Origin of the sequence: Corynebacterium singulare (genome assembly GCF_000833575.1) — a bacterium.
Lineage (GTDB): Bacteria > Actinomycetota > Actinomycetes > Mycobacteriales > Mycobacteriaceae > Corynebacterium > Corynebacterium singulare.
The window spans coordinates 1,608,631-1,632,149 of the sequence record NZ_CP010827.1 but is presented as its reverse complement, the minus strand read 5'-3'; the positions used below and the strand labels follow the sequence as shown (position 1 = coordinate 1,632,149).

23 protein-coding genes are annotated in these 23,519 nt (G+C 59.7%); 16 read left to right on the top strand and 7 right to left on the bottom strand.

What is annotated here, in order from left to right:
* Positions 1-91 precede the first annotated feature (91 nt).
* Positions 92-955: an acyl-CoA thioesterase gene (locus tag CSING_RS07575; protein WP_042531120.1), complete on the top strand. Its 864-nt coding sequence runs from the start codon at positions 92-94 to the stop codon at positions 953-955.
* Between the two features lie 84 nt (positions 956-1,039).
* Positions 1,040-1,795, top strand: a complete 756-nt coding sequence (locus CSING_RS07570; protein WP_042531118.1) for a YebC/PmpR family DNA-binding transcriptional regulator — start codon at positions 1,040-1,042, stop codon at positions 1,793-1,795.
* Positions 1,796-1,808: 13 nt separating this feature from the next.
* Here the strand turns inward: CSING_RS07570 and CSING_RS13320 are convergent, their stop codons facing one another.
* Positions 1,809-2,195 (bottom strand): nitroreductase family protein, encoded by a 387-nt coding sequence (locus tag CSING_RS13320; protein ID WP_236683943.1) that lies wholly within the window; start codon positions 2,193-2,195, stop codon positions 1,809-1,811.
* Positions 2,196-2,331: 136 nt separating this feature from the next.
* On the opposite strand from CSING_RS13320, the gene ruvC reads away from it, so the two are divergent.
* The 11 genes from ruvC to CSING_RS07510 all read left to right on the top strand — a co-directional run bounded on the left by ruvC (position 2,332) and on the right by CSING_RS07510 (position 15,753).
* Positions 2,332-2,946 (top strand): crossover junction endodeoxyribonuclease RuvC, encoded by a 615-nt coding sequence (gene ruvC / locus CSING_RS07560; protein WP_042531116.1) that lies wholly within the window; start codon positions 2,332-2,334, stop codon positions 2,944-2,946.
* 9 nt (positions 2,947-2,955) lie between these two features.
* A complete protein-coding gene (gene ruvA, locus CSING_RS07555; protein WP_042531114.1) occupies positions 2,956-3,564 on the top strand; it encodes a Holliday junction branch migration protein RuvA in 609 nt (202 codons plus the stop codon).
* A gap of 13 nt (positions 3,565-3,577) precedes the next feature.
* Entirely contained in the window at positions 3,578-4,663 is a 1,086-nt protein-coding gene (gene ruvB / locus CSING_RS07550) for a Holliday junction branch migration DNA helicase RuvB (protein WP_042531112.1), read from the top strand.
* 39 nt (positions 4,664-4,702) lie between these two features.
* The gene (yajC, locus tag CSING_RS07545; protein WP_042531110.1) at positions 4,703-5,035 is read left to right on the top strand and encodes a preprotein translocase subunit YajC; all 333 of its coding nucleotides are present in this window, start codon (positions 4,703-4,705) and stop codon (positions 5,033-5,035) included.
* 186 nt (positions 5,036-5,221) lie between these two features.
* Entirely contained in the window at positions 5,222-7,123 is a 1,902-nt protein-coding gene (gene secD / locus CSING_RS07540) for a protein translocase subunit SecD (RefSeq protein WP_042531107.1), read from the top strand.
* A gap of 3 nt (positions 7,124-7,126) precedes the next feature.
* A complete protein-coding gene (gene secF, locus CSING_RS07535; RefSeq protein ID WP_042531105.1) occupies positions 7,127-8,263 on the top strand; it encodes a protein translocase subunit SecF in 1,137 nt (378 codons plus the stop codon).
* Between the two features lie 3 nt (positions 8,264-8,266).
* Positions 8,267-9,880 (top strand): ABC transporter substrate-binding protein, encoded by a 1,614-nt coding sequence (locus CSING_RS07530; RefSeq protein WP_042531103.1) that lies wholly within the window; start codon positions 8,267-8,269, stop codon positions 9,878-9,880.
* Positions 9,877-10,431: an adenine phosphoribosyltransferase gene (locus CSING_RS07525; protein ID WP_042531101.1), complete on the top strand. Its 555-nt coding sequence runs from the start codon at positions 9,877-9,879 to the stop codon at positions 10,429-10,431. Before CSING_RS07530 ends, CSING_RS07525 begins: the two co-directional genes overlap by 4 nt.
* A 35-nt stretch (positions 10,432-10,466) precedes the next feature.
* Entirely contained in the window at positions 10,467-12,761 is a 2,295-nt protein-coding gene (locus CSING_RS07520) for a RelA/SpoT family protein (RefSeq protein ID WP_042531099.1), read from the top strand.
* 170 nt (positions 12,762-12,931) lie between these two features.
* Positions 12,932-15,088, top strand: coding sequence for a bifunctional metallophosphatase/5'-nucleotidase (locus CSING_RS07515; protein ID WP_042531098.1), 2,157 nt, complete (start codon positions 12,932-12,934; stop codon positions 15,086-15,088).
* Positions 15,089-15,168: 80 nt separating this feature from the next.
* Complete coding sequence (locus tag CSING_RS07510; RefSeq protein WP_407637921.1) at positions 15,169-15,753, top strand: DUF421 domain-containing protein; 585 nt, start codon at positions 15,169-15,171, stop codon at positions 15,751-15,753.
* Positions 15,754-15,946: 193 nt separating this feature from the next.
* Here the strand turns inward: CSING_RS07510 and CSING_RS07505 are convergent, their stop codons facing one another.
* From CSING_RS07505 to CSING_RS07490, 4 genes are all read right to left on the bottom strand, one after another.
* Entirely contained in the window at positions 15,947-17,056 is a 1,110-nt protein-coding gene (locus CSING_RS07505; protein ID WP_042531096.1) for an HNH endonuclease signature motif containing protein, read from the bottom strand.
* A gap of 90 nt (positions 17,057-17,146) precedes the next feature.
* Entirely contained in the window at positions 17,147-17,398 is a 252-nt protein-coding gene (locus CSING_RS07500; RefSeq protein ID WP_042531094.1) for a hypothetical protein, read from the bottom strand.
* A 37-nt stretch (positions 17,399-17,435) separates the two neighbouring features.
* Positions 17,436-17,816 carry a hypothetical protein gene (locus CSING_RS07495; protein WP_042531092.1) on the bottom strand — a complete coding sequence of 127 codons (381 nt, stop codon included), beginning with the start codon at positions 17,814-17,816 and terminating at the stop codon, positions 17,436-17,438.
* Between the two features lie 290 nt (positions 17,817-18,106).
* On the bottom strand, positions 18,107-18,967 hold the full coding sequence (locus CSING_RS07490) for a peptidylprolyl isomerase (RefSeq protein ID WP_042531091.1): 861 nt from the start codon (positions 18,965-18,967) through the stop codon (positions 18,107-18,109).
* 103 nt (positions 18,968-19,070) lie between these two features.
* Here CSING_RS07490 and tpx point away from each other — a divergent pair, with 103 nt between their 5' ends.
* The 3 genes from tpx to hisS are packed head-to-tail and all read left to right on the top strand — an operon-like array spanning position 19,071 to position 21,496.
* Entirely contained in the window at positions 19,071-19,568 is a 498-nt protein-coding gene (gene tpx / locus CSING_RS07485; RefSeq protein WP_042531089.1) for a thiol peroxidase, read from the top strand.
* Entirely contained in the window at positions 19,569-20,213 is a 645-nt protein-coding gene (locus CSING_RS07480) for an MBL fold metallo-hydrolase (protein WP_042531087.1), read from the top strand.
* A gap of 5 nt (positions 20,214-20,218) precedes the next feature.
* Positions 20,219-21,496, top strand: coding sequence for a histidine--tRNA ligase (gene hisS / locus CSING_RS07475; protein ID WP_042531085.1), 1,278 nt, complete (start codon positions 20,219-20,221; stop codon positions 21,494-21,496).
* On the opposite strand, the gene CSING_RS07470 is transcribed toward hisS, so the two are convergent.
* Positions 21,493-22,902: an L-serine ammonia-lyase gene (locus CSING_RS07470; RefSeq protein WP_042531084.1), complete on the bottom strand. Its 1,410-nt coding sequence runs from the start codon at positions 22,900-22,902 to the stop codon at positions 21,493-21,495. The two genes, hisS and CSING_RS07470, sit on opposite strands and share 4 nt — an antisense overlap.
* A 36-nt stretch (positions 22,903-22,938) precedes the next feature.
* On the bottom strand, positions 22,939-23,508 hold the full coding sequence (locus CSING_RS07465) for a CE1759 family FMN reductase (protein WP_042531081.1): 570 nt from the start codon (positions 23,506-23,508) through the stop codon (positions 22,939-22,941).
* Positions 23,509-23,519: the final 11 nt, after the last annotated feature.

Sequence of the window (23,519 nt, the reverse complement as noted above, 5' to 3'; positions counted from 1 at the left end):
ACGCATGATCCGGGGGCAGACCAGCCTATGAGTAGTATGGGCGAAGTTAGTGTGGCACGTGCCATAAAGGTGTGAAAGTGAGGAGTGGATAATGGCATCGGTGGCTCAGGCGGTAAATATTCAGCAGGTGAGCGACGTTGAGTTCCGCAGCCCCGTTGTTCCCTCCTACATTGAACGAACATTTGGTGGCCAAACGATGGCGCAGGCGCTTCATGCGGCGCAGCTCACCGTCGAGGGAAAGCTCGCTCATTCCCTGCACTGCTATTTTGTGGGCCCTGGCGATTCCAGCCAGCCTACGACTATCCGCGTGGAGCGGGTGCGGGACGGTCGCTCTTTTGCCACCCGGCATGTGCGCGTCTATCAGGACGAACGGCTCATTTTTGTGCTCATCGCCAGTTTTCATAAATCAGGCGACACTGGGCCGAACCACCAGGACCCCATGCCCGTGGTTCCCGCCCCGGAAACTATCACGGAATCACCCTATTCCACTCGCATTATCCTCAAGGAATGGGAGGATTGGGACGTTCGCTTAGTTCCGGAGGCCGATCGTGATGCCTCCGCCGCGGAAGCGACGGGCGCGGGTTTCCGCCACATTTGGTTCCGCAACACAGGGGCCTTGCTTGCCGACGCCCCCCAGTCCCTTCACCAAGCGGCACTTCTGTACATGTCAGACATGACACTCATCCGCACCGCGCTCCTCCCTCACCAAGGCGACCGCATTCAGTTGGCGAGTTTGGACCATTCGCTGTGGTTCCTGCGCCCTGTGCGAGCGGATGAGTGGATGCTTTATTCCCAGACGTCGCCGTCGGCTCAGACGGGTACGGGCTTGGCGCAAGGCAAGATTTTCAACCAGCGCGGTGAGCTCGTCGCCGTGGCCATGCAAGAAGGGCTGACCCGCACTCTTCGGGATGATGTCGACGCAACGACAGCGAACGGCAACTGGCAGAACGTGTAAGAAGCGGGGCACCCCGTGTGATGGGGGCGGCGGTGGGGCCGTATAATTGCAACAGTTTCACACATCCACGTCGAAAGGGATGACATGTCAGGCCACTCCAAATGGGCAACTACCAAGCACAAGAAGGCGGCTAACGATGCCAAGCGTGGCAAGGAGTTTGCCAAGCTGATTAAGAACATCGAGGTCGCGGCACGCACCGGCGGCGGCGATCCCGCGGCAAACCCCACCCTCGATGACATGATTAAGAAGGCCAAGAAGGCCTCGGTTCCGAATGACAACATTGAGCGCGCCCGCAAGCGTGGCTCCGGCGAGGAAGCTGGCGGTGCCGACTGGGAAACCATTATGTACGAAGGCTATGGCCCTAATGGTGTGGCCATGCTCATCGAGTGCCTGACGGATAACCGCAACCGCGCTGCTACCGACGTTCGCACGGCGATGTCCAAGAACGGCGGCAATCTGGGTGAGTCGGGCTCTGTGGCCTACATGTTCTCGCGCACCGGCCTTGTCTTCGTAGAGAAGGGCGAGCAGAGCGAGGATGACATTCTCCTCGCCGTACTGGAAGCCGGTGCAGAAGAAGTCAAGGATAACGGCGAGAAGTTCGAGATTACCTGCGCCCCGGGTGATATTCCGGCTGTGCGCGAGGCTCTGGGAGAAGCCGATATTGAGGTCGATGACACCGATACCGACTTCCGCGCCTCTGTTGAGGTGCCGCTGCAGGCCGATGACGCACGTAAGATTTTCCGCCTCATCGACGCGCTCGAGGACTCTGACGATGTCCAGAACGTGTACACCAACATGGATCTCAGCGATGAGGTCGTCGCTGAGCTCGATGCTGACTAGAGGTGCGTCCTAGCTACGCCAAGCTAAGACCGTCGATGCCGTGCACCGTCACGGTTTCCGAGAGTGGCGCGCGGCCCGGATCGGTCTTGAATACCGGACTGGTCTCGTCGGCCTTGCCAAAGGTAATGGAGGCGAGCTGCTGCGAGCGCTGGGGGTGAACGCCCTCACCGTAGTCAGTGGTGAAGTCCGGAGTGATGCCCTTGGTGTCGAACTCCTTGATGAGAGCAGCGCTCAGGTCCTTCAGCGTCTGGCCACCTACGAGGTGGATGTTCCACGGCTGGGTGTTGGAATTGGAGGGGGCGGATTGGGCGTCGATAAGCACCTGCTCAATGACGTCAGTCGGAATGGGGTCCGGCAAAAATGCTCGTGGGGAGTGGCGGGATCGGATGAATTCTGACAATTCTTTTGAATGTGTAGATATGCGGGCCACTGTACGCCTGCGCGGCTGAATCCTCTGGGGCCGGTCAGTATCGTTGCCCGAACTAGAACACGTGTGTGTACACTAGCTCGTGGTAGTAAACGGCAAGGAGGCGGCGATGAACCTGGAGGGTTTGCGTGTCATGGGCATCGACCCGGGGCTCACGCGTTGCGGCTTGTCGGTTGTGCAAGCAGGGCGTGGTCGCGCAGTTATCCCCATTGCCGTTGGTGTGGTGCGCACGCCCAGTGACAAGGATTTGGGGGAGCGTCTTAAGCGCCTTTCGGTGGCTGTGCGGGAATGGATGGATGACTATCAGCCGCACGTTGTGGCTCTCGAGCGCGTATTCGAACGTGGTGAAGTGTCCACGGTTATGCAGACCGCCCACGCGGTGGGAGTCCTTGTTCTTGCGGCAGCTGAGCGGGACATCCCGGTGCATATGTACACGCCGTCTGAAGTCAAAAAGGCTGTGTCTGGCAACGGGCGCGCAGATAAGAAACAGATGACGGCTATGATTACCCGTATTCTTGGGCTGAGCGAAGCCCCTAAACCCGCGGACGCGGCCGATGCTTTGGCGTTGGCGGTGTGCCACTGCTGGAGAGCGCCTGCCCTAGCATGGGTAAGCGGTAGCGATCCCAGCGCCGGAGTGGGGGCCGGCGCCCGTACAAGCGGGGTTCGGGGTTCCTCGCCGCGTACGGCATCCGTGTCCCGCCCATCACCGTCCACGAGAAACTAAGGAAGAGTCATGATTGCATCCTTGCGCGGAACTGTACTCGATATCCAGCTCGATCACGTCGTGCTTGAATGCGCGGGCGTGGGCTACAAGGTGCTGGCTACGCCGGCTACCTTGGGTACCCTGCAGCGCGGTGAGGAAGCGCGGGTGATGACGACTCTGGTGGTCAAAGAGGACTCCATGACCCTCTACGGATTCACAAGTACAGATGACCGCGACATGTTCCACGTCTTGCAAACCGTGTCTGGTTTGGGGCCGAAGCTGGCGCTTGCGGCATTGTCCGTGATGGGCGCTGGTGACTTGGCCCAGGCGATCGCGGGGGAGGAGTCTGCGAGGTTGCAGAAGATCCCAGGCGTGGGCAAACGGATGGCGCAGCGCCTCGCACTGGAACTGAAGGACAAAGTGGCGGGGTTTACGCCGGCGCTTTCCGGCGTCTCACCGGCCACCACCCCAGCTGCCAGCGGACCTGTCGTAGACGACGTTGTGGAGGCGCTCGTGGGGCTGGGCTTCACGGACAAAGCGGCGCGCCCCATCGTGGAAGCCGTGGCGAGCGAGCAGCCTGATGCCGCCACGCCAGTGGTTTTGCGTGCAGCGCTGAGCCAGCTGGGCGCTAAGAAGTAGGAGAGTGGCAGCAATGTCCGATGTAGAACGTACTGAATTCAAGCTTCCCGATGGCCTTGATCTCACCGCGCCACCGGCGCGCAATCAGGACGTGGATGCGAGCGAGCAGCAGGGCGAGCATGACATTGAGCGCTCGCTGCGCCCCAAGTCCCTGGACGAGTTCATCGGCCAGCCCAAGGTACGGGAGCAGCTGTCACTGGTGCTCAATGGCGCGAAGAATCGTGGTGTGACGCCCGACCATGTGCTTTTGTCGGGCCCGCCGGGGCTGGGTAAGACGACGATGGCAATGATTATCGCCCAGGAGCTGGGCACGTCCCTGCGTATGACATCCGGCCCTGCACTGGAACGCGCGGGTGATTTGGCGGCGATGTTGTCCAACTTGATGGAGGGCGATGTCCTCTTTATTGATGAGATTCACCGTATTGCGCGCCCAGCCGAAGAGATGCTCTACATGGCGATGGAGGATTTCCGTATCGATGTCATCGTGGGTAAAGGGCCAGGTGCAACCTCTATTCCGTTGGAGATTCCTCCTTTCACTCTCGTGGGTGCCACGACCCGTGCCGGTATGCTCACCGGGCCGTTGCGTGACCGTTTCGGTTTCACCGCGCAGATGGAGTACTACCACACCTCGGACCTCACCAAGGTGATTACACGCGCTGCCACCATTTTGGACGTCGATATCGATAGCGATGCGGCGGTGGAGATCGGTTCGCGTTCCCGTGGTACGCCGCGAATTGCAAACCGCCTGCTGCGTCGTGTGCGGGACTACGCTGAGGTCAATGGTGATGGGCACATCGATGTGGCTGCCGCACAAGGTGCTTTGAAAGTCTTCGACGTGGACGAACGCGGGCTCGACCGCCTCGACCGTGCTGTACTTGAGGCGCTCATTAAAGGCCATGGGGGAGGACCTGTGGGTGTGAATACTCTAGCTATCGCAGTGGGTGAGGAGCCATCCACGGTTGAGGAGGTCTGCGAGCCTTACCTTGTTCGTGCGGGCATGATTTCTCGCACCGGGCGCGGACGTGTGGCGACTGCTGCTGCGTGGCAGCACCTAGGCCTTGAAGCTCCGGACGGAGCCTTAGGCGGCGGCCTGTTTTGATTGGCCCGTTCGGTGGGATTTCTGGCACACTAGCCTTCTATGAATGGTACTCAACTAGTTCTACTCCTCGTCCTCGCCGTCCTTGTTATTCTGCCGAGCTTCATGACGATGCGCGCGCAACGTAAGCGTCAGAACCAAATGAAGGAGCTGCAGTCTTCTCTGACTCCGGGTCAGGACGTCATCACCGCAGGTGGACTGCACGGCACCGTGGTGGAAACCCACGGTGAACAGATTGATTTGCGAGTCAAAGATGGCACCGTAATGACGTTCGACACGATGGCGATTGTTCGCTCCGCAGCAGTCTCCCAGGGCTCTTCGGAGACTGAGGGCTCGGCGGCCGACGATGCCGACGAGCGCTTCCCCAAGCTCTAAGAAATAGTTGTGCTCGTCACATGATGAGCGCCGCACCTTAAGTCTGTTAAGGGAATCGGCGGTCTATGACGTACGATGATGGACTGTGCTTTAGTCATAGTGCGGTGAAGTCCTCAGCTACGCTGTAGTTATCATCGCCATGACCTTTGAGTTTTAGCCCTGTTCCTCACAACACAGGAGATCTTTGTGTCCGCATCCAAACGTGGTGGTGTCAGCACCAGCCAACGGCAATGGCCCAAGCGCGCTCTGGCGCTCTTTGCGCTCATTGTCATTGTGATTTATGCCCTCATTTTCTTGACCGGCAACAAGTCGGCGACGCCGAAGCTGGGCATCGACCTTCAGGGTGGTACCCGTGTCACCCTCGTCCCACAGGGCGACGAGCCCACCCAGGACCAGCTGCAACAAGCCCGCACCATCCTTGAGCAGCGTGTCAACGGCATGGGCGTGTCCGGCTCCGAGGTTGTCATTAACGGCTCCACCCTGGTCATCACCGTGCCAGGAGAGGATGCTTCCCAGGCGCAGGCAGTGGGACAGACTTCCCAGCTGCTGTTCCGTCCGGTAGGCGAGCAGCCGATGCCGGAACTGGAGAAACTTGAGAAGACGATGACCGACATGGCCAACCGCTGGGTCAAGTACGGCATTACTACGCCTGAGCATGCCAATGAAGCGTTGGCCTCCATCCATGAAGCGCTCAACTCGGCGAATGATCCAGCCGCCGCGGCCGAAGGCAAGGATGCAGAGAAGAAGGACGAGAAGAAGTCCAAGGCGCCGACTGTCAGCGCCACGCCGTTGCCGAAGCCGGCTAACTCCGTCGAGGAGAACCAGCGCCGCGATGAGGTCAATGACGTACTCCTCAAGGACCGCCAGTCCGAGGACCCGACCGCCCAGACCGCAGCGCTTGGCCTGTTGACGTGTGACGCTGAAACCGACCCGTTGGCGGGCACGGACGACCCGGCTAAGCCGCTGGTGGCGTGTGACTACTCCAACCAGCAGCCCTATGTACTGAATCCGGCCCCGCTGCTGGCGGGCATCACCGACCCCAAGGGCACCCGCCTTACCGGTAACGAAATCGACACTGACGCGCCGATTACCGGAGGCCTTAACCCGCAGACCGGTCAGATGGAGATTGGCTTTGCGTTCAAGACGGGCACCGGCCCCAACGGTTCGCAGACCTGGGCCGACCTCACCCAGGAGTACCTGAAGAAGCAGGTCGCCATCACCCTGGACTCCGCAGTCATTTCCGCCCCGGTCATTCAGGGTGCGACCCCGGTGGGCTCCGCGACCTCCATTACCGGTGACTTCACCCAGGAGGAAGCCCAGAACCTGGCTAATAACCTGCGTTATGGTGCGCTTCCGCTGTCCTTCACTGGCGCCAACGGCGAGCCAGGTGGCACGGTGGAGACCGTCCCGCCGTCCCTGGGTAAGGCTGCCCTCGATGCCGCGCTCATCGCCGGCATTGTTGGTTTCATTCTCGTGGCCGCCTACGCCGTCTACTACTTCCGCCTCCTGTCATGGGTCTCCCTGTTCCTGCTCATTGTGACGGGCATTCTGACCTACGGCGCCCTGGTCCTGCTGGGCCGCTGGATTGGTTACTCCCTTGACCTTTCTGGCATGGCCGGTTTGGTCATCGGTATCGGTGCGACCGCCGACTCCTTCGTGGTGTACTACGAGCGCATCAAGGATGAGCTGCTGGAAGGCCGCACTTTCCGCTCGGCTACACGCACTGCGTGGGAGCGCTCACGCTCGACCATCGTCACCGGTAACGCCGTGACCCTTATCGGTGCCGTCGTCGTCTACTTCTTGGCCATCGGTGAGGTCAAGGGCTTCGCCTTCACCATGGGCTTGACCACGGTCTTCGACCTTCTGGTTTCCTTCCTGGTGATGGCCCCGATCATGCAGATTATTGGCCGTCGCCCGGTGTACGCTAAGCCTTCCATGAATGGTCTTGGCGGTATCTACAACCTGGTGGAAGAGCGCCGCGAGCGCGGTTATTACGCCAAGAAGGCGGACACGGAGAAGCCCGCTACTGGTGATGCCCCGAGGGGCGTCGCCAAGCCCATTGCGGCCGCTACGGACGAGGAGAAGTAAACCATGGCTGTCGATACCACCACCCGCAAGATTTCCCGCATGGACCGCCTCTATGAGGATGAGGGCGGATTCGATTTCGTTGGTCGTTCCAAGACCTGGTACACCATTGCCGGTGTACTCCTCGTTGCCTCGATTCTGGCGATTGCACTCCGTGGCTTTACTCTGTCCCTTGATTTCGAGGGCGGCACTAAGCTGTCGATGCCGGCGGGTGACCTCACCACTGAACAGGTGGAGGAGACGTTCACCGAAGCTACCGGCGTTGAACCGGAGCTTGTGCAAATCGTTGGCGCCGGCTCCTCAGAGACTCTGGAAGTGACTTCTGAGAGGCTTTCCCACGAACAGGTCGACCAAGCCCGCTTGGCAATCTTCGAGAAATTCCAGGTCGAGGATGAGAACGGTAAGCCAAGCCCTGACGCTATCGGTTCCTCTACCGTGTCGGAATCGTGGGGCTCGTCCATCACTAAGCGCATGATTATCGCCATGGCGATCTTCTTGGCAGTCGCGACTATCTACGTGGCCGTGCGCCTGCAGCGCGACATGGCTTTTGCCGCCATCCTGGCCCTCATCTTCGACGGCGTCTTCATCGCCGGCATCTATGCCCTCTTCGGCTTTGAGGTCTCTCCGGCAGTTATCATCGGTCTGTTGACCGTGCTGACCTTCTCCCTCTACGACTCGGTCATCGTTTTTGACAAGGTTGATGAAAATACCTCCGGGCTGGAGGGTCAGCGATCGAAGACGTACGCGGAGCTCACCAACTTGGCCATCAACCAAACTGTGATGCGTTCGATTTCCACCTCGGTGATTTCTGCGCTGCCGATTATTGCGCTGTTCGTCGTCGCCATCTGGCTGATGGGTATCGGTACCTTGCGCGACTTGGCCCTGATCCAGTTCATCGGCGTCATCGAGGGCATTTTCTCCTCTATCTTCTTCGCCACCACGCTGTTGGTGACCTTGGCCAACCAGCGTAAGAGCGTGAAGAAGCACAATGCCGCTGTTGCGGATTACCGCGCAGCTGGTCCGGCAATTGCCAACGGTGCTCACACGTCTGATAAGGCCGTGCGCACCGTGACGTCTCCGGCGGCACCGTCTCAGCCGCGCAGTGAGGATACCGGCAGCGCCTCTTGGCGTCCAGGACGCTAAGCCGTGCGACGCTCACTAGGGGCGGCACTGCTCGCGATCGCGGTGACCGCCTCCGCCTGCGGGGATACCCAGGAAGCAGCGCTTGACGACGTCCCCCCAACCCCCGACTTCGGCCTCCTCACCGATGCCCGCCTTGCCAGCACCAACGCCGCTACGCACTGGGGTGAAGCGGTCGGTGCGGCCCAGCTGTCGAGCCGCATCTATCCCTCGATGTACGTCCCCGGACCGGCGGGTCAGATCATCCCTAATTCTGATCTTGCCGATGCCCAATATTTTCCAGCAGATGCCGAGCACCCCGGAGCGCATGTTGATTTCACGTTGACCGAGCAGGCGCGTTTCTCCGACGGTGTCCCCGTGACCTGTGATGACTACCTTCTGTCTTTCACCGCGGGCGTGCTGAGCGAGACATTTGGCTCGCATCTGCCGCTGATGAACGATATTGCGGCGCTCGAGTGCGCACCAGGCTCGAAGAAGTTCACGGTCTGGTTCCAGCCTGACTCCGGATCGCGGTGGCGTTATCTCTTCGGATCCGGCACTGTCCTCCCGGCACACACCATCGCGCGCCGAGTCGATATGAGCATGGAAGAGCTCAACGCAGCCTTGCACTCTCAAGACCCCAGCGTGTTGGTGGACGTGGCCAACACGTGGCGGGAAGGCTTTTCCACTGAGCCTGGTCATTTTGACCCTGAACTGCAAGTATCCTTTGGTCCCTATGTCATTGACAAGGTTGAGGAGTCGGGGGCCATCGTGCTCAAGGCCAACGAGTCGTATTACGGTGATAAACCCGAACTCGACACGGTCGTTGTCTGGCCGGATACGGCCGATGCCGCCGCTCTCCGCGAGTCTGGGGAGCTCCGTGTTGCCGAATCTCATCTTAAGGATCCCGCATGGCTGGATCGCAACGCGGAGGGGAATCCTTTCGATGTGACGCCGATGGTTGGAACATTGACCGACACCTTGACCTTTTCTGACTACGGTGTCCTGGCAGAGCCGTGGGCTCGCCAGGCCTTTGCCGCGTGTGTTGATGCTCCGCGGCTGGCGGAAGCTGCGAGCCGACAGTCTGGGGTGGAGGTTCCGCCGGTGACGGTGCGAACCGTGCGCCACGATGATCCGGTGGCGGCGCAGATGGCCTCGCTCACCATGGTGCCGGTGGAGCCAAGCATTGCCGGAGGGCTGGCCGGAACCACCATCGGGGTGGGGTATCTCGCTCCTAACCCGCGCTATGCGGCCATGGTTGAGGAGCTGCGCGCTGTGTGTGAGGCTTCAGGCATCTCGATCGAGGATCGCTCTGGTGATCGAGTTACCCGCGAGCAATTAGATGCCGATCCCACGACGGGCCTGCCGGGCATCGACGTATTTCTCGGTGCTGTAGATCCGATGCATGAGTATTCCGCGCCGAACTCAAGCGTGAAGAATTCCCGCTCCCTCCATGACTTGGAACAACGTCTGTGGGAGGAATTACCTTCTATTCCGGTTGCCGCTCAGCCGCGTACCTTTATTGTTGATCGCGCTGTCACTGGCGTCGTGCCTTACACTGGCCCTGCGGGCATCGGATGGAACCTCGACCGCTGGGCCGACACCAAAGACGAAGAAACCGAAGCAAAGGAAGAGTCGTGAGCGAGATTTACGCTGCAGCAGCACAAGCTTTGAAAGACAAGGTTCGCCTTGTCCAAGACTTCCCGGAAGAAGGCATACTTTTTGAAGATTTGACGCCGGTTTTGGCGGATGCAGAAAGCTTCACTGCAGTGGTTGATGGTCTGGCCAAGGCCTGTGAGGATCTCGGCGCCGACATGGTGGGTGGCCTCGATGCTCGCGGCTTCCTTCTTGGATCTGCTGTGGCGTACAAGCTTGGCATGGGAATCTTGGCCATCCGCAAGAAGGGCAAGCTGCCGCCGCCAGTGCTCACCCAAGAGTATGAGCTGGAGTATGGCAGTGCGGCACTGGAGATTCCTGACAGTGGTATCGACATCAAGGGCAAGCGCATCGTGCTTGTCGACGATGTCCTTGCCACCGGTGGCACCCTCTACGGCGCCAAGCTGTTGCTTGAGGCTGCTGGGGCAGAGGTCGCTGGCAATGTTGTCGTGCTGGAAGTCAACGGGCTGCAGGGACGCGCGCGCCTTGAAGGAAAACCGCTGGTTGTGCTGAATCAGATGGGCGCGGCGGACTAGGCTTGTATGCCTAAGCTACTTCGCGAAAGGCATACATGACTGAGAAGCAGGATAAGGCTGCGTGGCGGCCGAGCGGCGTGCGCGGCATGTCCGCACGTCTGGCGCGGTCCCTCACCGGAGGCCGGGTGAAGATCAACCCGGCACTCGATCCTTTGATGTCCATCCATCGGGAGTTTCACCCGAAGGCGGACGCAGAGATGCTCAATAATGCGTATGCCACAGCGGAACGTCTGCACGAGGGGGTGTTCCGCAAGTCCGGCGAACCCTACATTACGCACCCCTTGGCCGTGGCCACTATTGCTGCGGAGATTGGCATGGACACCACCACGGTTGCTGCGGCATTGCTGCATGACACCGTGGAAGATACGGACTATTCGCTTGAGGATCTCACCCGCGACTTCGGTCCGGAGGTTGCCCGGCTTGTCGATGGCGTTACAAAGCTCGACAAGGTCGCCCTCGGCGCGGCTGCAGAGGCGGAGACGATTCGCAAGATGATCGTCGCGATGGCAACCGACCCTCGCGTGCTCGTCATCAAGGTGTGCGATCGCCTCCACAACATGCGTACGATGCGCTTTCTGCCGCCGGAGAAGCAGGCGAAGAAAGCGCGTCAAACTCTTGATGTCATCGCTCCTCTGGCGCACCGCCTGGGTATGGCGAGCGTGAAGTGGGAGTTGGAAGACTTGGCCTTCGCCATCCTGTACCCGAAGAAGTACGACGAGATCGTGCGCATGGTGGCCGACCGAGCGCCTTCCCGCGACCGCGCCCTCAAAGAGATTAAGGCCCAGGTGAGCCAGGCTCTGAAAGAGAACGGAATTGAGGCGGAGGTTATGGGCCGCCCGAAGCACTACTGGTCGATTTACCAGAAGATGATTGTGCGCGGGCGTGACTTTGCGGAGATCTTCGACCTCGTTGGTATCCGAATCTTGGTCGATGACATCAACTCCTGCTATGCCGCCATCGGTGTGGTTCACTCGCTCTACCAGGCGCTTCCCGGCCGCTTTAAGGATTACATTTCCTCTCCGCGTTTTGGTGTCTACCAGTCGCTCCATACGACGGTGATCGCCGCGGGCGGTTCTACCCTGGAGGTCCAGGTACGCACGCACGAGATGCACTATAACGCCGAGTTCGGCGTGGCCGCGCACTGGCGCTATAAGGAAACTAAGGGCAAGAATTCGGGCCATCAGGAAGAAGTGGATCAGATGGCGTGGATGCGCCAGCTGCTGGATTGGCAGAAGGAAGCCGCCGATCCTAACGAATTCCTTGACTCGCTGCGGTATGACCTCACCGCCAAGCAGATTTTTGCCTTTACCCCGAAGGGCGATGTGGTCAACCTTCCTGCTGGGTCGACTCCCGTGGATTTTGCCTACGCTGTGCACACTGAGGTGGGGCACAGGTGCATTGGTGCCAAGGTCAACGGCAAGCTCGTAGCTCTGGAGTCCGAGCTGAAATCCGGCGACAAGGTTGAGATCTTTACCTCCAAGGACCCCAACGCGGGCCCCTCGCGCGACTGGCAAGAGTTCCTCGTCTCCCCGCGCGCGAAGACCAAGGTGCGTCAGTGGTTTGCCAAGGAACGCCGCGAGGAACACCTCGAGGCAGGTCGCGATGCTTTGGCAGCCGAGATCCAACGCGGTGGTCTGCCCATGCACCGACTGTTTACTGCCAGCTCCATGAAGCAGGTAGCCGAACAGCTGCATCATCCCGACGTGGATTCGCTGTATACCGCGATTGGTGCCGGTCACGTCTCAGCCCAACACGTGGCCAATCAGCTCATGGCGCTGTTCGGCGACCAGGATGATGCCGTTGATGCCTTAGCTTCCCGCACTCCGCTTAGCGAGATTGAGAATTCACGTGCGCAACACACCAAGGATTCCGCCGCCGGTACGGGTATCTTGGTCGAGGGCAGCCCGGATGTCATGGCAAAGCTGGCCAAGTGCTGCCAGCCCGTGCCTGGCGACGCCATCTTCGGATTCGTCACCCGCGGCGGGGGAGTCTCTGTCCATCGCGCGGACTGCAATAACGCGGAGAAGCTCAAGTCCGAGCCGGAACGCATGATGAAGGTGGAGTGGGCTGGCGGCCCGAAGTCTTCGGGAGCCTTCTCCGCTACTCTTCAGCTGGAGGCGCTCGACCGACAAGGTCTGCTGTTCGAGCTCACCCGCATCTTCAGCGATCAGAGCCTTAACGTGCTGTCGATGACCTCCAACCGTGGTGACGACCACATCGCCACGGTACGTTTCACCTTTTCGGTCTCGGACACTAAGCAACTCGGTCAGCTCATGACCACGCTGCGCAATACCGAGGGGGTCTTTGACGTCTACCGTGTCACTGCCTAAACTGCTCCCCCTTTACAGGGGGTGATGGCTGAACCGCGGTTGTCTCCTCGGTGACGCGTAGGTGAATATTGGATGAAGGGGCTGGTGGAGGCGTCGTGAAGCACTGCGTCATTGTGACCGATGCGTTATAAACACGAGAGTAAGATTCCTCTCATACCCAGGAGACTCCCGTGAATTTCCGTCGCTTTGGTCAGCTACTGGCCGCCACCACCGTTACCGCCGTTGCCGTCTCTGGCGCGCCTGCGTTCGCCGCTGAGGCCGACCAGGTGACCATTTCCGTCACCAACTTCACTGACTTCCACGGCCACCTCGAGCTGGCTGAGAAGTTTGACAAGGACACTAAGGAATTGAGCGGTTACACCGAGATGGGCGCTGCCCGCATGGCTGCCCTCATCAAGTACGTCAACAAAGACCAGGAGTACGCTCTGACGTCCTCCGGTGACAACGTGGGCGGCTCCGCTTTCGTATCGGCTATTTCTGAGGATAAGTACACCAACGAGGCCCTCAACACCATGAACCTCGATGTCACTGCCGTGGGTAACCACGAATTCGACAAGGGCACTGAGGACCTGATGGACCGCATCGTCAAGGAGTCTGAGTTCCCGATTATCGGTGCGAACGTGACCAAAGACGGCAAGCCTCTCCTCAAGCCTTCCTTCGTGAAGGAAGTCGATGGCGTGAAGATCGGCTTCGTCGGCACCGTCACTGAGAACACCAAGTTCAAGGTATCCGCCGCTGCCATTCCGGGCATTGAGTTCACCGACCCAGTTAAGGCTACGAATGAGGAAGCCACCCGTCTGAAGGAATCCGGCGAGGCCGACGTTGTTGTCGCACTCATGCACGAGGACGCACAGCAGTTTGCAGAGGGCTTCAACAAGGACGTCGACCTGCTTTTCGGTGGTGACACCCACGTGAAGACCCAGGGCGAGGTCGCCCGTGAGGGCGCACTGCCGCTGTACTGGGCACAGGGCTACGAATACGGCAAGGTGCTGAACGACGCCGACATCACCTACGACAAGGCAGAGAAGAAGATCACCAAGGTCGATCTCACCCAGTACGACGTTGCGGATGCAGAGACCTTCGAACTTCTCAAGGGGCTGGAGGATGATGCAGAGGTTGCCTCCGTCGTCGCCGAGGCCAAGAAGGTAGCCGACGAAGAGGGCTCCAAGACCGCTGGCACCACTGAAAAGGCAATGTACCGCGGTTCTAACGATGGTGAAGATACTGGTACCAACCGCGGCGTGGAGTCCACCCTCAACAACTTCATTGCTGATGGTCAGCGCTACGCTTTGTCGAAGCAGACCAACAAGGAAATCGACCTTGGCGTCATGAATGCCGGTGGTGTTCGCGCTGACCTCAAGGAAGGCGACGTCACCTACAAGGACATCTTCGCCGTCCAGCCGTTCGGCAACTCCGTCATCACGGCTGAGGTTAGCGGTGAAGACTTCATCAAGGCACTGGAGAATCAGTGGAAGCCGGGTCAGTCCCGCCCGCGTCTGGCTTTGGGCCTGTCCAGCAATGTTTCCGTGGTCTATGACCAGAAGGCTGAGCAGGGCGAGCGCGTCAAGTCTGTCACTATCGACGGTGAGCCTATCGACCCGAAGAAGAACTACACCGTTGCTCTGTCTTCCTTCCTTGCTTCGAGCGATACTGAGGAAGGCGGTGACGGTTTCTTCGTGCCGGGTTCGATCAAGAACCGTAACGACGTCGGTTACATGGATACCCAGGCCATGATTGACTACATCGCTTCTGGCGAGTCGAAGGTGCGCACCGGCCAGGGCCAGATTGGTGCCCACATTTCCGGTGAGCTGAAGGCTGGCGAGGAAATCACCATCGACCTGTCCTCCCTCAACTACTCCAATGAGGAGGAGCCGCAGGCGAAGAAGGTTACCGTTGCTCTCGGTGATGTGAAGGCTGAGGCTGACATCGACAACGCTGCTCAGGAAGACGACAAGGGCTTCGGTGAGCGTGGCCGCGCGACTCTCAAGCTCACTCTGCCGGAGGGCCTCGAGGGCGACCAGAAGCTGACCATCACCACCGATGCCGGCACCGAGGCAGTACTGCCGATTGCTCTGGAGAAGAAGGCGGAACAGCCGTCTGAGACCCCGAAGCCGACTGAGACCCCGAAGCCGACCACCGAGCCGAAGAAGGACGCTAGCTCCAAATTCGATGGTTCCTCCTTTGGCCTGGGCCTGGGTCTTGGCATTACCACCGCAGTGGCCGCAGCTATTGCGACTGTTCTGGCCACCGTCGGCTTCGCCACCACCGCACTGCCGGCCCCGATCCAGCAGATGATTGAGGAGCTGCGCAAGCAGTTCAACATCTAGATCGTTAAACGCAGTGAGCCCACACTTCGGTGTGGGCTTTTTGCATGCGTGGCTGCCAGGGAAAGGTAAGGTTAAGCACTGTGGAAACTTTGAGGCTTTTTGGACGCGAAGCGATGTACCAGCTCGGTATTGAATCTCACCGCATTCCGGTGGTGATGGTTGCAACCTTCGGCATTTATCTAGCCTTCATGATTCTGGTCAAGCTCTTTGGCAGCCGCGTGTTGACTTCAATGACTGCGTCGGATGCGGTCATCATCATTATGTTCGGTGCTGTGGCGGGGCGAGTCATCGTGGGAAATCCACCGACGCTGGCTGCGGGCGTCATCGGCCTCTTCACTCTCATGCTGCTTGAGGCTGCTTTTGGTACTTTCCGCCAGTTCGTTAGGTGGTCGAAGTTCATCGATCGTCGCCCAGTGCTCCTCGTTTATAAGGGAGAACTGCAAGAGGACAATATGGCCTTCGCTCACATCACGGATCGTGATGTAAATTCAGCGGTGCGTAAGGCAGGGCTCGGCCGTCGTACGGACGTCCAGCTGATGATTCTCGAACCTACCGGGCAGATTTCAGTCATTCGACGTGGCCAGCTTGTCGACGCCTCTGTCTTCAAAGACGTCCTTGGCTCTGAACGCATCGAAGAGGTCGAGGAGGACGACTCTCACAACTAGGGGAGCTGTAGCGAATACCGACGGACCCGCCAACCTCCTCTGGTTGGCGGGTTTCGCCGTCTCTGCGCGTGCCTCCACTAGCTGTGGGATCGCTGATGTGCCCGCTGACCATGGTGTGGTTGGCGGGTTTCAGCGTTGCGGTGCGGGTGCGTGGTTTGGCGTTCCGGTGCTCGCGTTGCCTAATTGCGAGCGTTTAGCCTGCACCCGGTGGGTCGGGTGGTTGCCCTGTGGCTTGTCCTGTTGTTTGTTCGGCGGCGAGTCTGGTTGTGGCTTCTTGGTATTCGGGCATGGCGGTTATCGGTGCACCCCAGGGTGGGATGTAGCTCACCCCGGTGTTCAGTCGGAACATGTAGCCGCGCCCGGTGGGGCGTTTGGGGTCATCGTCGTTAATGCCGTTGTGGTAGGCGCATAGGAAGGTGAGGTTTTTGAGGTTGGTGAATCCTCCTGCTTGCCAGGGGATGAGGTGGTGGACTTCGCAGTAATCGGCTGGTTTGTTGCAGCCGGGCCTAGAGCAGGTTTGGAATTCGGCAGCCAGGCTGATGCGTTGTTTCCAGCTGGCATGCCGCTTAATCCTATAAGAGTTCACTGGGCCTTCAAGGGGGTGGATGATGGTGGCGTAGCCGATCTCGGCAAACTTGTAGGCTAAGAATTCTGCTCCGGTCATGCGTGCGCCGTTGGTGAGGTTAAGTTCTATTTCCTCCCCATCACCGTTAATAATTTGGTCGAGCTCGTTGAGGGTGACAACGACTTGAGCATGTACGGCGGGTTTGGTGCCAATACCACCGGTGACAATGACGGTGCGGGCAGCATCAAGCAGGTTTGTTTTATTAACGGATTCTAGGGTTCCGCGGATGTCGGCGATGACGGTCGGGGCGTCGGTGATGGTGATGGAGTTAGGTCCCTTAGAGCGGTAGGTGAAGCGTACCCCGGGTTTGGCGGTGCGCTTGGACTTAAGCTCCATTAAACGCTTGGTGGCGACGTGGCGGATACTGTGGGCGGGGGTGCCGGCAAGCTTGATGCGTAGGTTCCAGGCATCGAGGTCTTTTTTGACTTTGGCGGTGTAGGACTCGATCAGGGTGAGAATGCTAAGGCTATGTTGTTGTGCCATCGCGGCGGCGCGTGCTTTGCGTTGTTTGCCGGTGAAGCGGGTTTGCCCGAAGTAGGTGCGGTGGAGGTGGGAAAGCTCAGTGGCATCGGCTGGGTCGGCGCCGAGCGCGCGGAGCTCATCGGGTGAGCTGGTGGCTTGTTCCACTAGCGCGATCCCCGAGTTGCGGTAGTGGAAGTAGGTTTCTAGTACCCCCATGGCCACGAAGCTTAAAACAGGCCCACCAACCCCGCAACTCGAAAACGAAAAAATCCCCCGCACGGAGCGGGGGAGAAAAGGCTTAAGGCCTTACTTGCCAGCCAGCTTGTCGCCGAGACGCATTGCGTCATCCATGGCGCCAATGATGGAGGTGACAACCTTGATCCACTCACGGATCTCCTTCGGGCTTACGTTGCCCTCGTCGTCGGAGGAGAGGAAGAAGATGTCGCTGGAGGAGCCGGACTCCTCGACCGGAGCAGCGGAAGCAACAGCGGTACCGGAGAAAGCGATGGTTGCGGCGGTAGCAGCGGCAACGATGGACTTACGGGAGAAGAACTTCATGGTGAGTGTCCTATCTTTGTTGGGGTGAATGAGAAGATTACTTCTTGGCGTTCGGGCTGAAGTAGCGGTCGTAGAATGCGAAGGCAGTGCCCAGAGCGCCGATAACAGCGGTGAAGACAGCGATCCAGTCGCGGATCTCGCTCGGCTTCATGTCAGTGCTGGAGGAACCCTCTTCGCTGGAGGACTCTTCGTTCTTCTCCGGGGTGGGCTCTGCAGTCTTGGAAGGTGCTTCCGAGGTCGTGGAGGTGGTCTCGGAGGTGGTCGTGGTCTCGGAGGTGGTGCCATCTGCGGTGGTCTCAGCGACGGTGGTGCTTGTCTCCTCGGTGGTGGTCTCAGCGGACGCGACGGATACACCGGTCAGGGAAACAGTCGCTGCGGTAGCAGCTGCGACGAGCGCCTTGCGGGAGAAGAACTTCATTCTCGTTCCTTTGTGTTCTCGGGAATTTCAAAGACCTCACAGATGCTACTGAGCCTGTCCTCGATTTGCAAGAGAATAATCAAAAAGTTTTTTACTCTGTGTAGAAGCTGCCCGCTACGTGTGAGCTGCGGTTTCCAAATGTGCATGCGACAGGTGCGGTTAAGGCGAGGTAAAGCAACAGCTCAACACTAAGAAATTCTCAGTAGCGGCGGGGAGGCCCCCGCTCCACACAAGGAACCCCCGCTCACCCAGGGTGAGCGGGGGTGAATCACCGTATCGGGGGTGAAAGCTTAGCTCTTGATGGTCGCCTTAGTGATTCGGACCTCTTCTGCGGGAGCGCCATCCGGAGCGTCGTCCTTGACGCCCTTTGCTGCGATGGCATCGATGGTCTTCTGCCCCTTGTCGGTCAGGTTGCCAAAGTAGGTGTAAGCCGGTGGCAGTTCGGAGTCATCATAGTTGATAAAGAACTGTGAACCGTTGGTGTCTGCACCAGCGTTAGCCATGGCGATGGAACCCTTCGGATAGATGGCAGACTGCGCCAGTGCGGCGTCGTCAGCTTCATCAGTCGGGTACTCGTTAGCGAACTGGAAGCCTGGACCGCCGGCGCCCTGGCCGGTCGGGTCGCCGCACTGAAGAACCGAAAGTCCGCCCTGCGTCATACGGTGGCAGACGGTGTCGTCGTAGTACTTAGCCGAAATCATGTCGGTGATGGCGTTGACGGTACAAGGAGCTAGGGAACGGTCGAGGGTCATCTCGATGTCGCCCTGCTTGGTGGCGAAATTCACGGTGACCTCACCCTTAGCCGGGATGTTCTTACCATTCGGGGTGGGGACCTCGCGGGATGCGTCGCCAGCCTCCGGGTACTCACACGTCACGGTCTCGTCCAAGGGCTTCTCACGCTTGCCGCTGAGTGCTTCGGCAGTTGGGGCTTCGGTGGTGGTCTCAACCTCAGAGCTGTCCTGGGCTTGGATCTCTTCTTCGTCGCCCGAGCGCGTTGCTAGGAACCAAATACCGCCAACGAGGGCGATAATGACGACTGCCGCGGCGATGACGACGCCCAGCGGGCGGGTCTTCTGCTTGCGGTCGCGGGATTTCAGCTCGCGATCGAGCTGGTTGAGCGCATCATCCATGCGCTGGCTGTTGGTAGACACCTTTGTTTCCTCCACAGGGGGTCTGATTTTTCGACCCACTCATCTTAACCGCATGAGCATTCTCTATGGCGCGCCGCCCCACCCGTCAGTACGCTCGGGTGTCATGGCTACTACTAATTTCAAGAATGAACCCACCCACACCAATGGCGAGCTTCCCAAGGTAGGCGAGGCCCTCCCGGACTTCACCCTCGTCGGCACCGACATGGAAGAGCTCACGAAGGCCGACTTTGCCGGCAAGCGCCTCGTGGTGTCTTGCTTCCCGTCCGTGGATACTGGCGTATGTGCCGCCCAGCTGCGCACCTTCAACGAGAAGGCCGCAGGTCTGGACAACACGGTCGTCCTGTCCGTATCGCGTGATCTTCCCTTTGCGCAACAGCGTTTCTGCGCTGCTGAGGGCATCGAGAACGTGGTGAGCGCCTCTGATTTCCGCTCTGACTTCGCCGATAAGCTTGGCCTGGTTCTGGAAGGCTCTCCGCTTAAGGGTCTGTTTGCCCGCGCGGTTATTGTGACGGATGAGGACCACACGGTGGTCTACACCGAGCTCGTCCCGGAAGTGACGACTGAGCCGGATTATGACGCGGCTCTGGCTGCGCTGAAGTAGATGAGCTCTCCAGAAATCTACGGGTTTGCCGCTGGTCCCTATCAGACCAATACCTACGTCGTGGCTAACGGATCCCGTGCGTTCATCGTGGACCCAGGGATGCACACGCGTGAGCGGCTGGCGGAGCTCGGCTCTGAGCACGGCCTCACGTATGAGGCTGTGGTGCTCACGCACGGCCACATCGACCACACGAGGGATGCCGCGGAGTTTGACCTTCCGGTGTACATCCACCCCGATGACGCCTTCATGCTTGTCGACGGCTCTGGGGTATCCCCTCAATCACAGTTACTGTTTGATGCAGCCTCGATGAAGCAGGTTGCGGATCGGCGCGACCTCATTGGTGGCGAAACGTTGACGTTGGCAGGGCTCGACTTTGAGATTGCGCATGCACCAGGCCATTCGCCGGGCTGTGTCATGCTGGTTGCCGAAGATGTGGCCTTGACAGGGGATGTGCTGTTTAAGGGGTCGATTGGCCGCACAGACTTACCCCACTCAGACCATGCGGCGATGCAGCGCTCGCTCCGTGGTCCCGTGTGGGCGCTAGATGATGCCCTAGCCATCCTTCCAGGTCATGGCCCGACATCGACGATGCGGCGCGAACGCGCGACTAATCCGTTTCTGGTGGCGGCGGGGGATGTACTCTAAAGGGCGTGAGTGATAAGAAGCAGTTCAAAGCCCTGTCCGCGCCCAAGGGTGTGCCGGACTACGTTCCGCCGCAATCGGCTGTCTTTGCCAAGGTGCGTGAGACCTTCGTGCACCAGGCGCATCTGTCTGGCTTCCAACATATCGAGCTCCCCGTCTTCGAGGACACGTCCTTGTTTGCTCGTGGCGTGGGCGAGTCCACGGACGTGGTCTCGAAGGAGATGTACACCTTCGCGGATCGCGGCGATCGGTCCGTAACCCTGCGCCCAGAAGGTACCGCGGGTGTCATGCGTGCGGTTATTGAGCACAACCTTGACCGTGGCCAGTTGCCGGTCAAGCTGAACTACTTTGGCCCCTTCTTCCGCTATGAGCGCCCACAGGCGGGCCGCTACCGCCAGCTTCAGCAGGTGGGTGTGGAGGCCATCGGCGTCGATGATCCTGCCTTGGATGCGGAAATTATCGCACTGGCGGATCGTTCCTACCGCTCCCTGGGTCTGAGCCAGTTCCGTCTGGAGCTCACCAGCTTGGGTGATCATGCATGCCGCCCGGCCTACCGTGAGAAGCTGCAGGATTTCCTGTTCAAGCTGGACCTTGACGAAGAAACGAAGGCCCGCGCTGAGCTTAATCCGCTGCGCGTGTTAGATGACAAGCGTCCGGAGGTCCAAGAGCAGCTTGTCGATGCCCCCCTCATGCTTGACCACCTCAACGACGAGTGCCGAGAGCATTTCGAGACCGTCACCGGTTTGCTCGATGACATGGGCGTGGCGTATGAGATTAACCCGCGCATGGTCCGTGGCCTGGATTACTACACCAAGACGTGTTTCGAGTTTGTTCACGATGGGCTCGGTGCCCAGTCTGGAATCGGCGGCGGTGGCCGCTATGACGGCCTTATGTCCCAACTAGGTGGCCAGGAGCTCTCTGGCATCGGCTATGGCCTTGGCGTAGACCGTACAGTGTTGGCGCTGGAGGCAGAGGGCGTGGAACTCGAGGGCGTCGAGGAGCGCGTGGCCGTCTACGGCGTCGCCATGGGCGCTGCGGCGAAGCAGAAAATGGCCGTCATTATTAATGACCTGCGCAAGGCAGGTATTTCTGCAGACATGTCCTTTGGTGACCGCGGCCTTAAGGGTGCGATGAAGGGCGCAGACCGCGCCAATGCTCGTTTCGCCCTTGTCCTAGGTGACCAGGAGCTTGAGGCCGGAACGGTGGCTCTCAAGGACCTGCGCGCGCACGAGCAGCGCGACATCCCTGTGGGGGACGTCGTTACGCAGCTCAGCCAGCTGGTTTAGCACTCCACCTGGGACACACTGAACCCCATCGTTTTGGCCAGGCCGCCGAGCGAGGTCTCCTTGTACTTGGAGAGCATGTCGCGGCCGGTCTCGGCCATGGTGCGCACGGCGTTGTCGAGGGTGACGTAGTGAGTTCCCTCGCCCATGCGGGCGAGGCGAGCGGCGTTGATGGCCTTGACCGCACCGATGGCGTTGCGCTCGATGCAGGGAATCTGCACGAGACCGCCCACCGGATCGCAGGTGAGGCCGAGATTGTGCTCAAGGGCAATTTCCGCGGCGTTTTCGACCTGCGCCGGGGTGGCGCCAAGTAGTTCAGCCATGCCGGCGGCGGCCATCGAGGAGGCCGAGCCGACCTCTCCCTGGCAGCCCACCTCCGCACCCGAAATTGAGGCGTTGGACTTGATGATGATGCCCACGGCACCCGCGGTGAGCAAGTAACGGCGAGCGTCAGAACGGGTGAAATCCGCCATGAAGTCACGTGCATAATGCAGCACGGCAGGAATGATGCCGCAGGCACCGTTCGTCGGAGCGGTGATAACGCGGCCGCCGGCCGCGTTCTGCTCATTGACGGCCAGCGCGTAGAGGTTGACCCATTCCATAGCGGACAGGCCGCAGGCTTCATCGTTCTGCTTGTCCAGAAGCTGTTGGTACATCTTCGGTGCGCGGCGGTTTACACGAAGGCCACCAGGCAGGATGCCCTTGGTGGAAATTCCTTCGGTGACGCACTCACGCATAATGTCCCACACGAGGTCGAGGTGGCGGTAGACATAGTCTAGGCCACCCTCTTCGCGGTGCAGGACGGCCTCGTTCGCGGCCACAACTTCCCAGATGGCCATCTCGTTAGCTGCGCAGAGATCGAGGAGGTGCTCGCCCGACTGGAAGTCATAGGGAACGGTGTCTTCCGTGGTTGCGGCGGCAACGCCGGCAGGGACACCGGAATCGGTTTCCAACTCGGCGTCAAACTCCTCTCGGGAAAGGATGAAGCCGCCGCCGACAGAAAAATATTCAGCGCCTTCGGCCAGGACAGAGCCGTCAGCGTCCCACGCCGTGAAGATGAGGCAATTGGGATGCTCGGGAACCGGTTCGTTGTTGAAGGAAATGCTGTACTCGACCTCGCCCGCGGGGCCCGAGATGGAGCCCTCGGCGGGGATAAAAGCATCGGCGCGCGGCTCCGCATCGAGAGGAACGGTGAGCGGGTTCCAGCCTGCCAAACCAAGGATCACGGCACGATCGGTCGCGTGGCCGCGTCCGGTAGCAGACAACGAGCCGCGCAGCTCCGTGTGAACTTTGGCCGGATGCGATGGCAGGGACTTTAAGAAGGCCGTGGCCGCTCGCATGGGGCCCACGGTATGCGAGGAGGACGGTCCGATTCCGATGGAGAAGATATCGGTCACGCTAATAGTCATAGAAACCTCCTGAAAAATCTTTGTGGTTAGCGCCCCTTATAGTACAGAGTGCATATGCCGTGCTGCCATGAGATCTGTGAGCTCCCCAGAAGCCCGGTCAATGCGTGCGGCAAGCGCAGGGTTTGCCACCTCCGGGGCAGCGGCGAGCTCTTCGGCGGCTTGGTATACACCGGTTGGCACGACGGTGGCATGCAGGTAATTAAGTAGCGGGCGCAGCGCGTAATCCAGCACGAGAGCATGACGATGTGAACCACCCGTCGCGGCGATGAGCGTAGGGAGTCCGTCCAGTGCGTGGGGATCGAGGGTGTCGAAAAACATCTTGAATAATCCCGAATAGCTGCCTTGGAAAACGGGGCTTACCGCAATCAGACCGTCGGCAGCAATAAGTGACTCCTTGGCCGCATCGAGCAGCGGAGTGGGAGCCAGCCAGTCCGTCATGGCGAGTGCCAGCTCGGCCGCGAGTTGACGGAGCTCGATGACGGTCACCTGCGCCTCGTCGCCCCGCGCATGGAGGTGCGCGCTGGTGGCGGTGGAGAGGGTGTCGGCAAGCGCACGCGTCGTTGACGGCGTGGACAGTCCCGCAGTGACGATGACTAGTGAACGCATGGCTTCTCCTT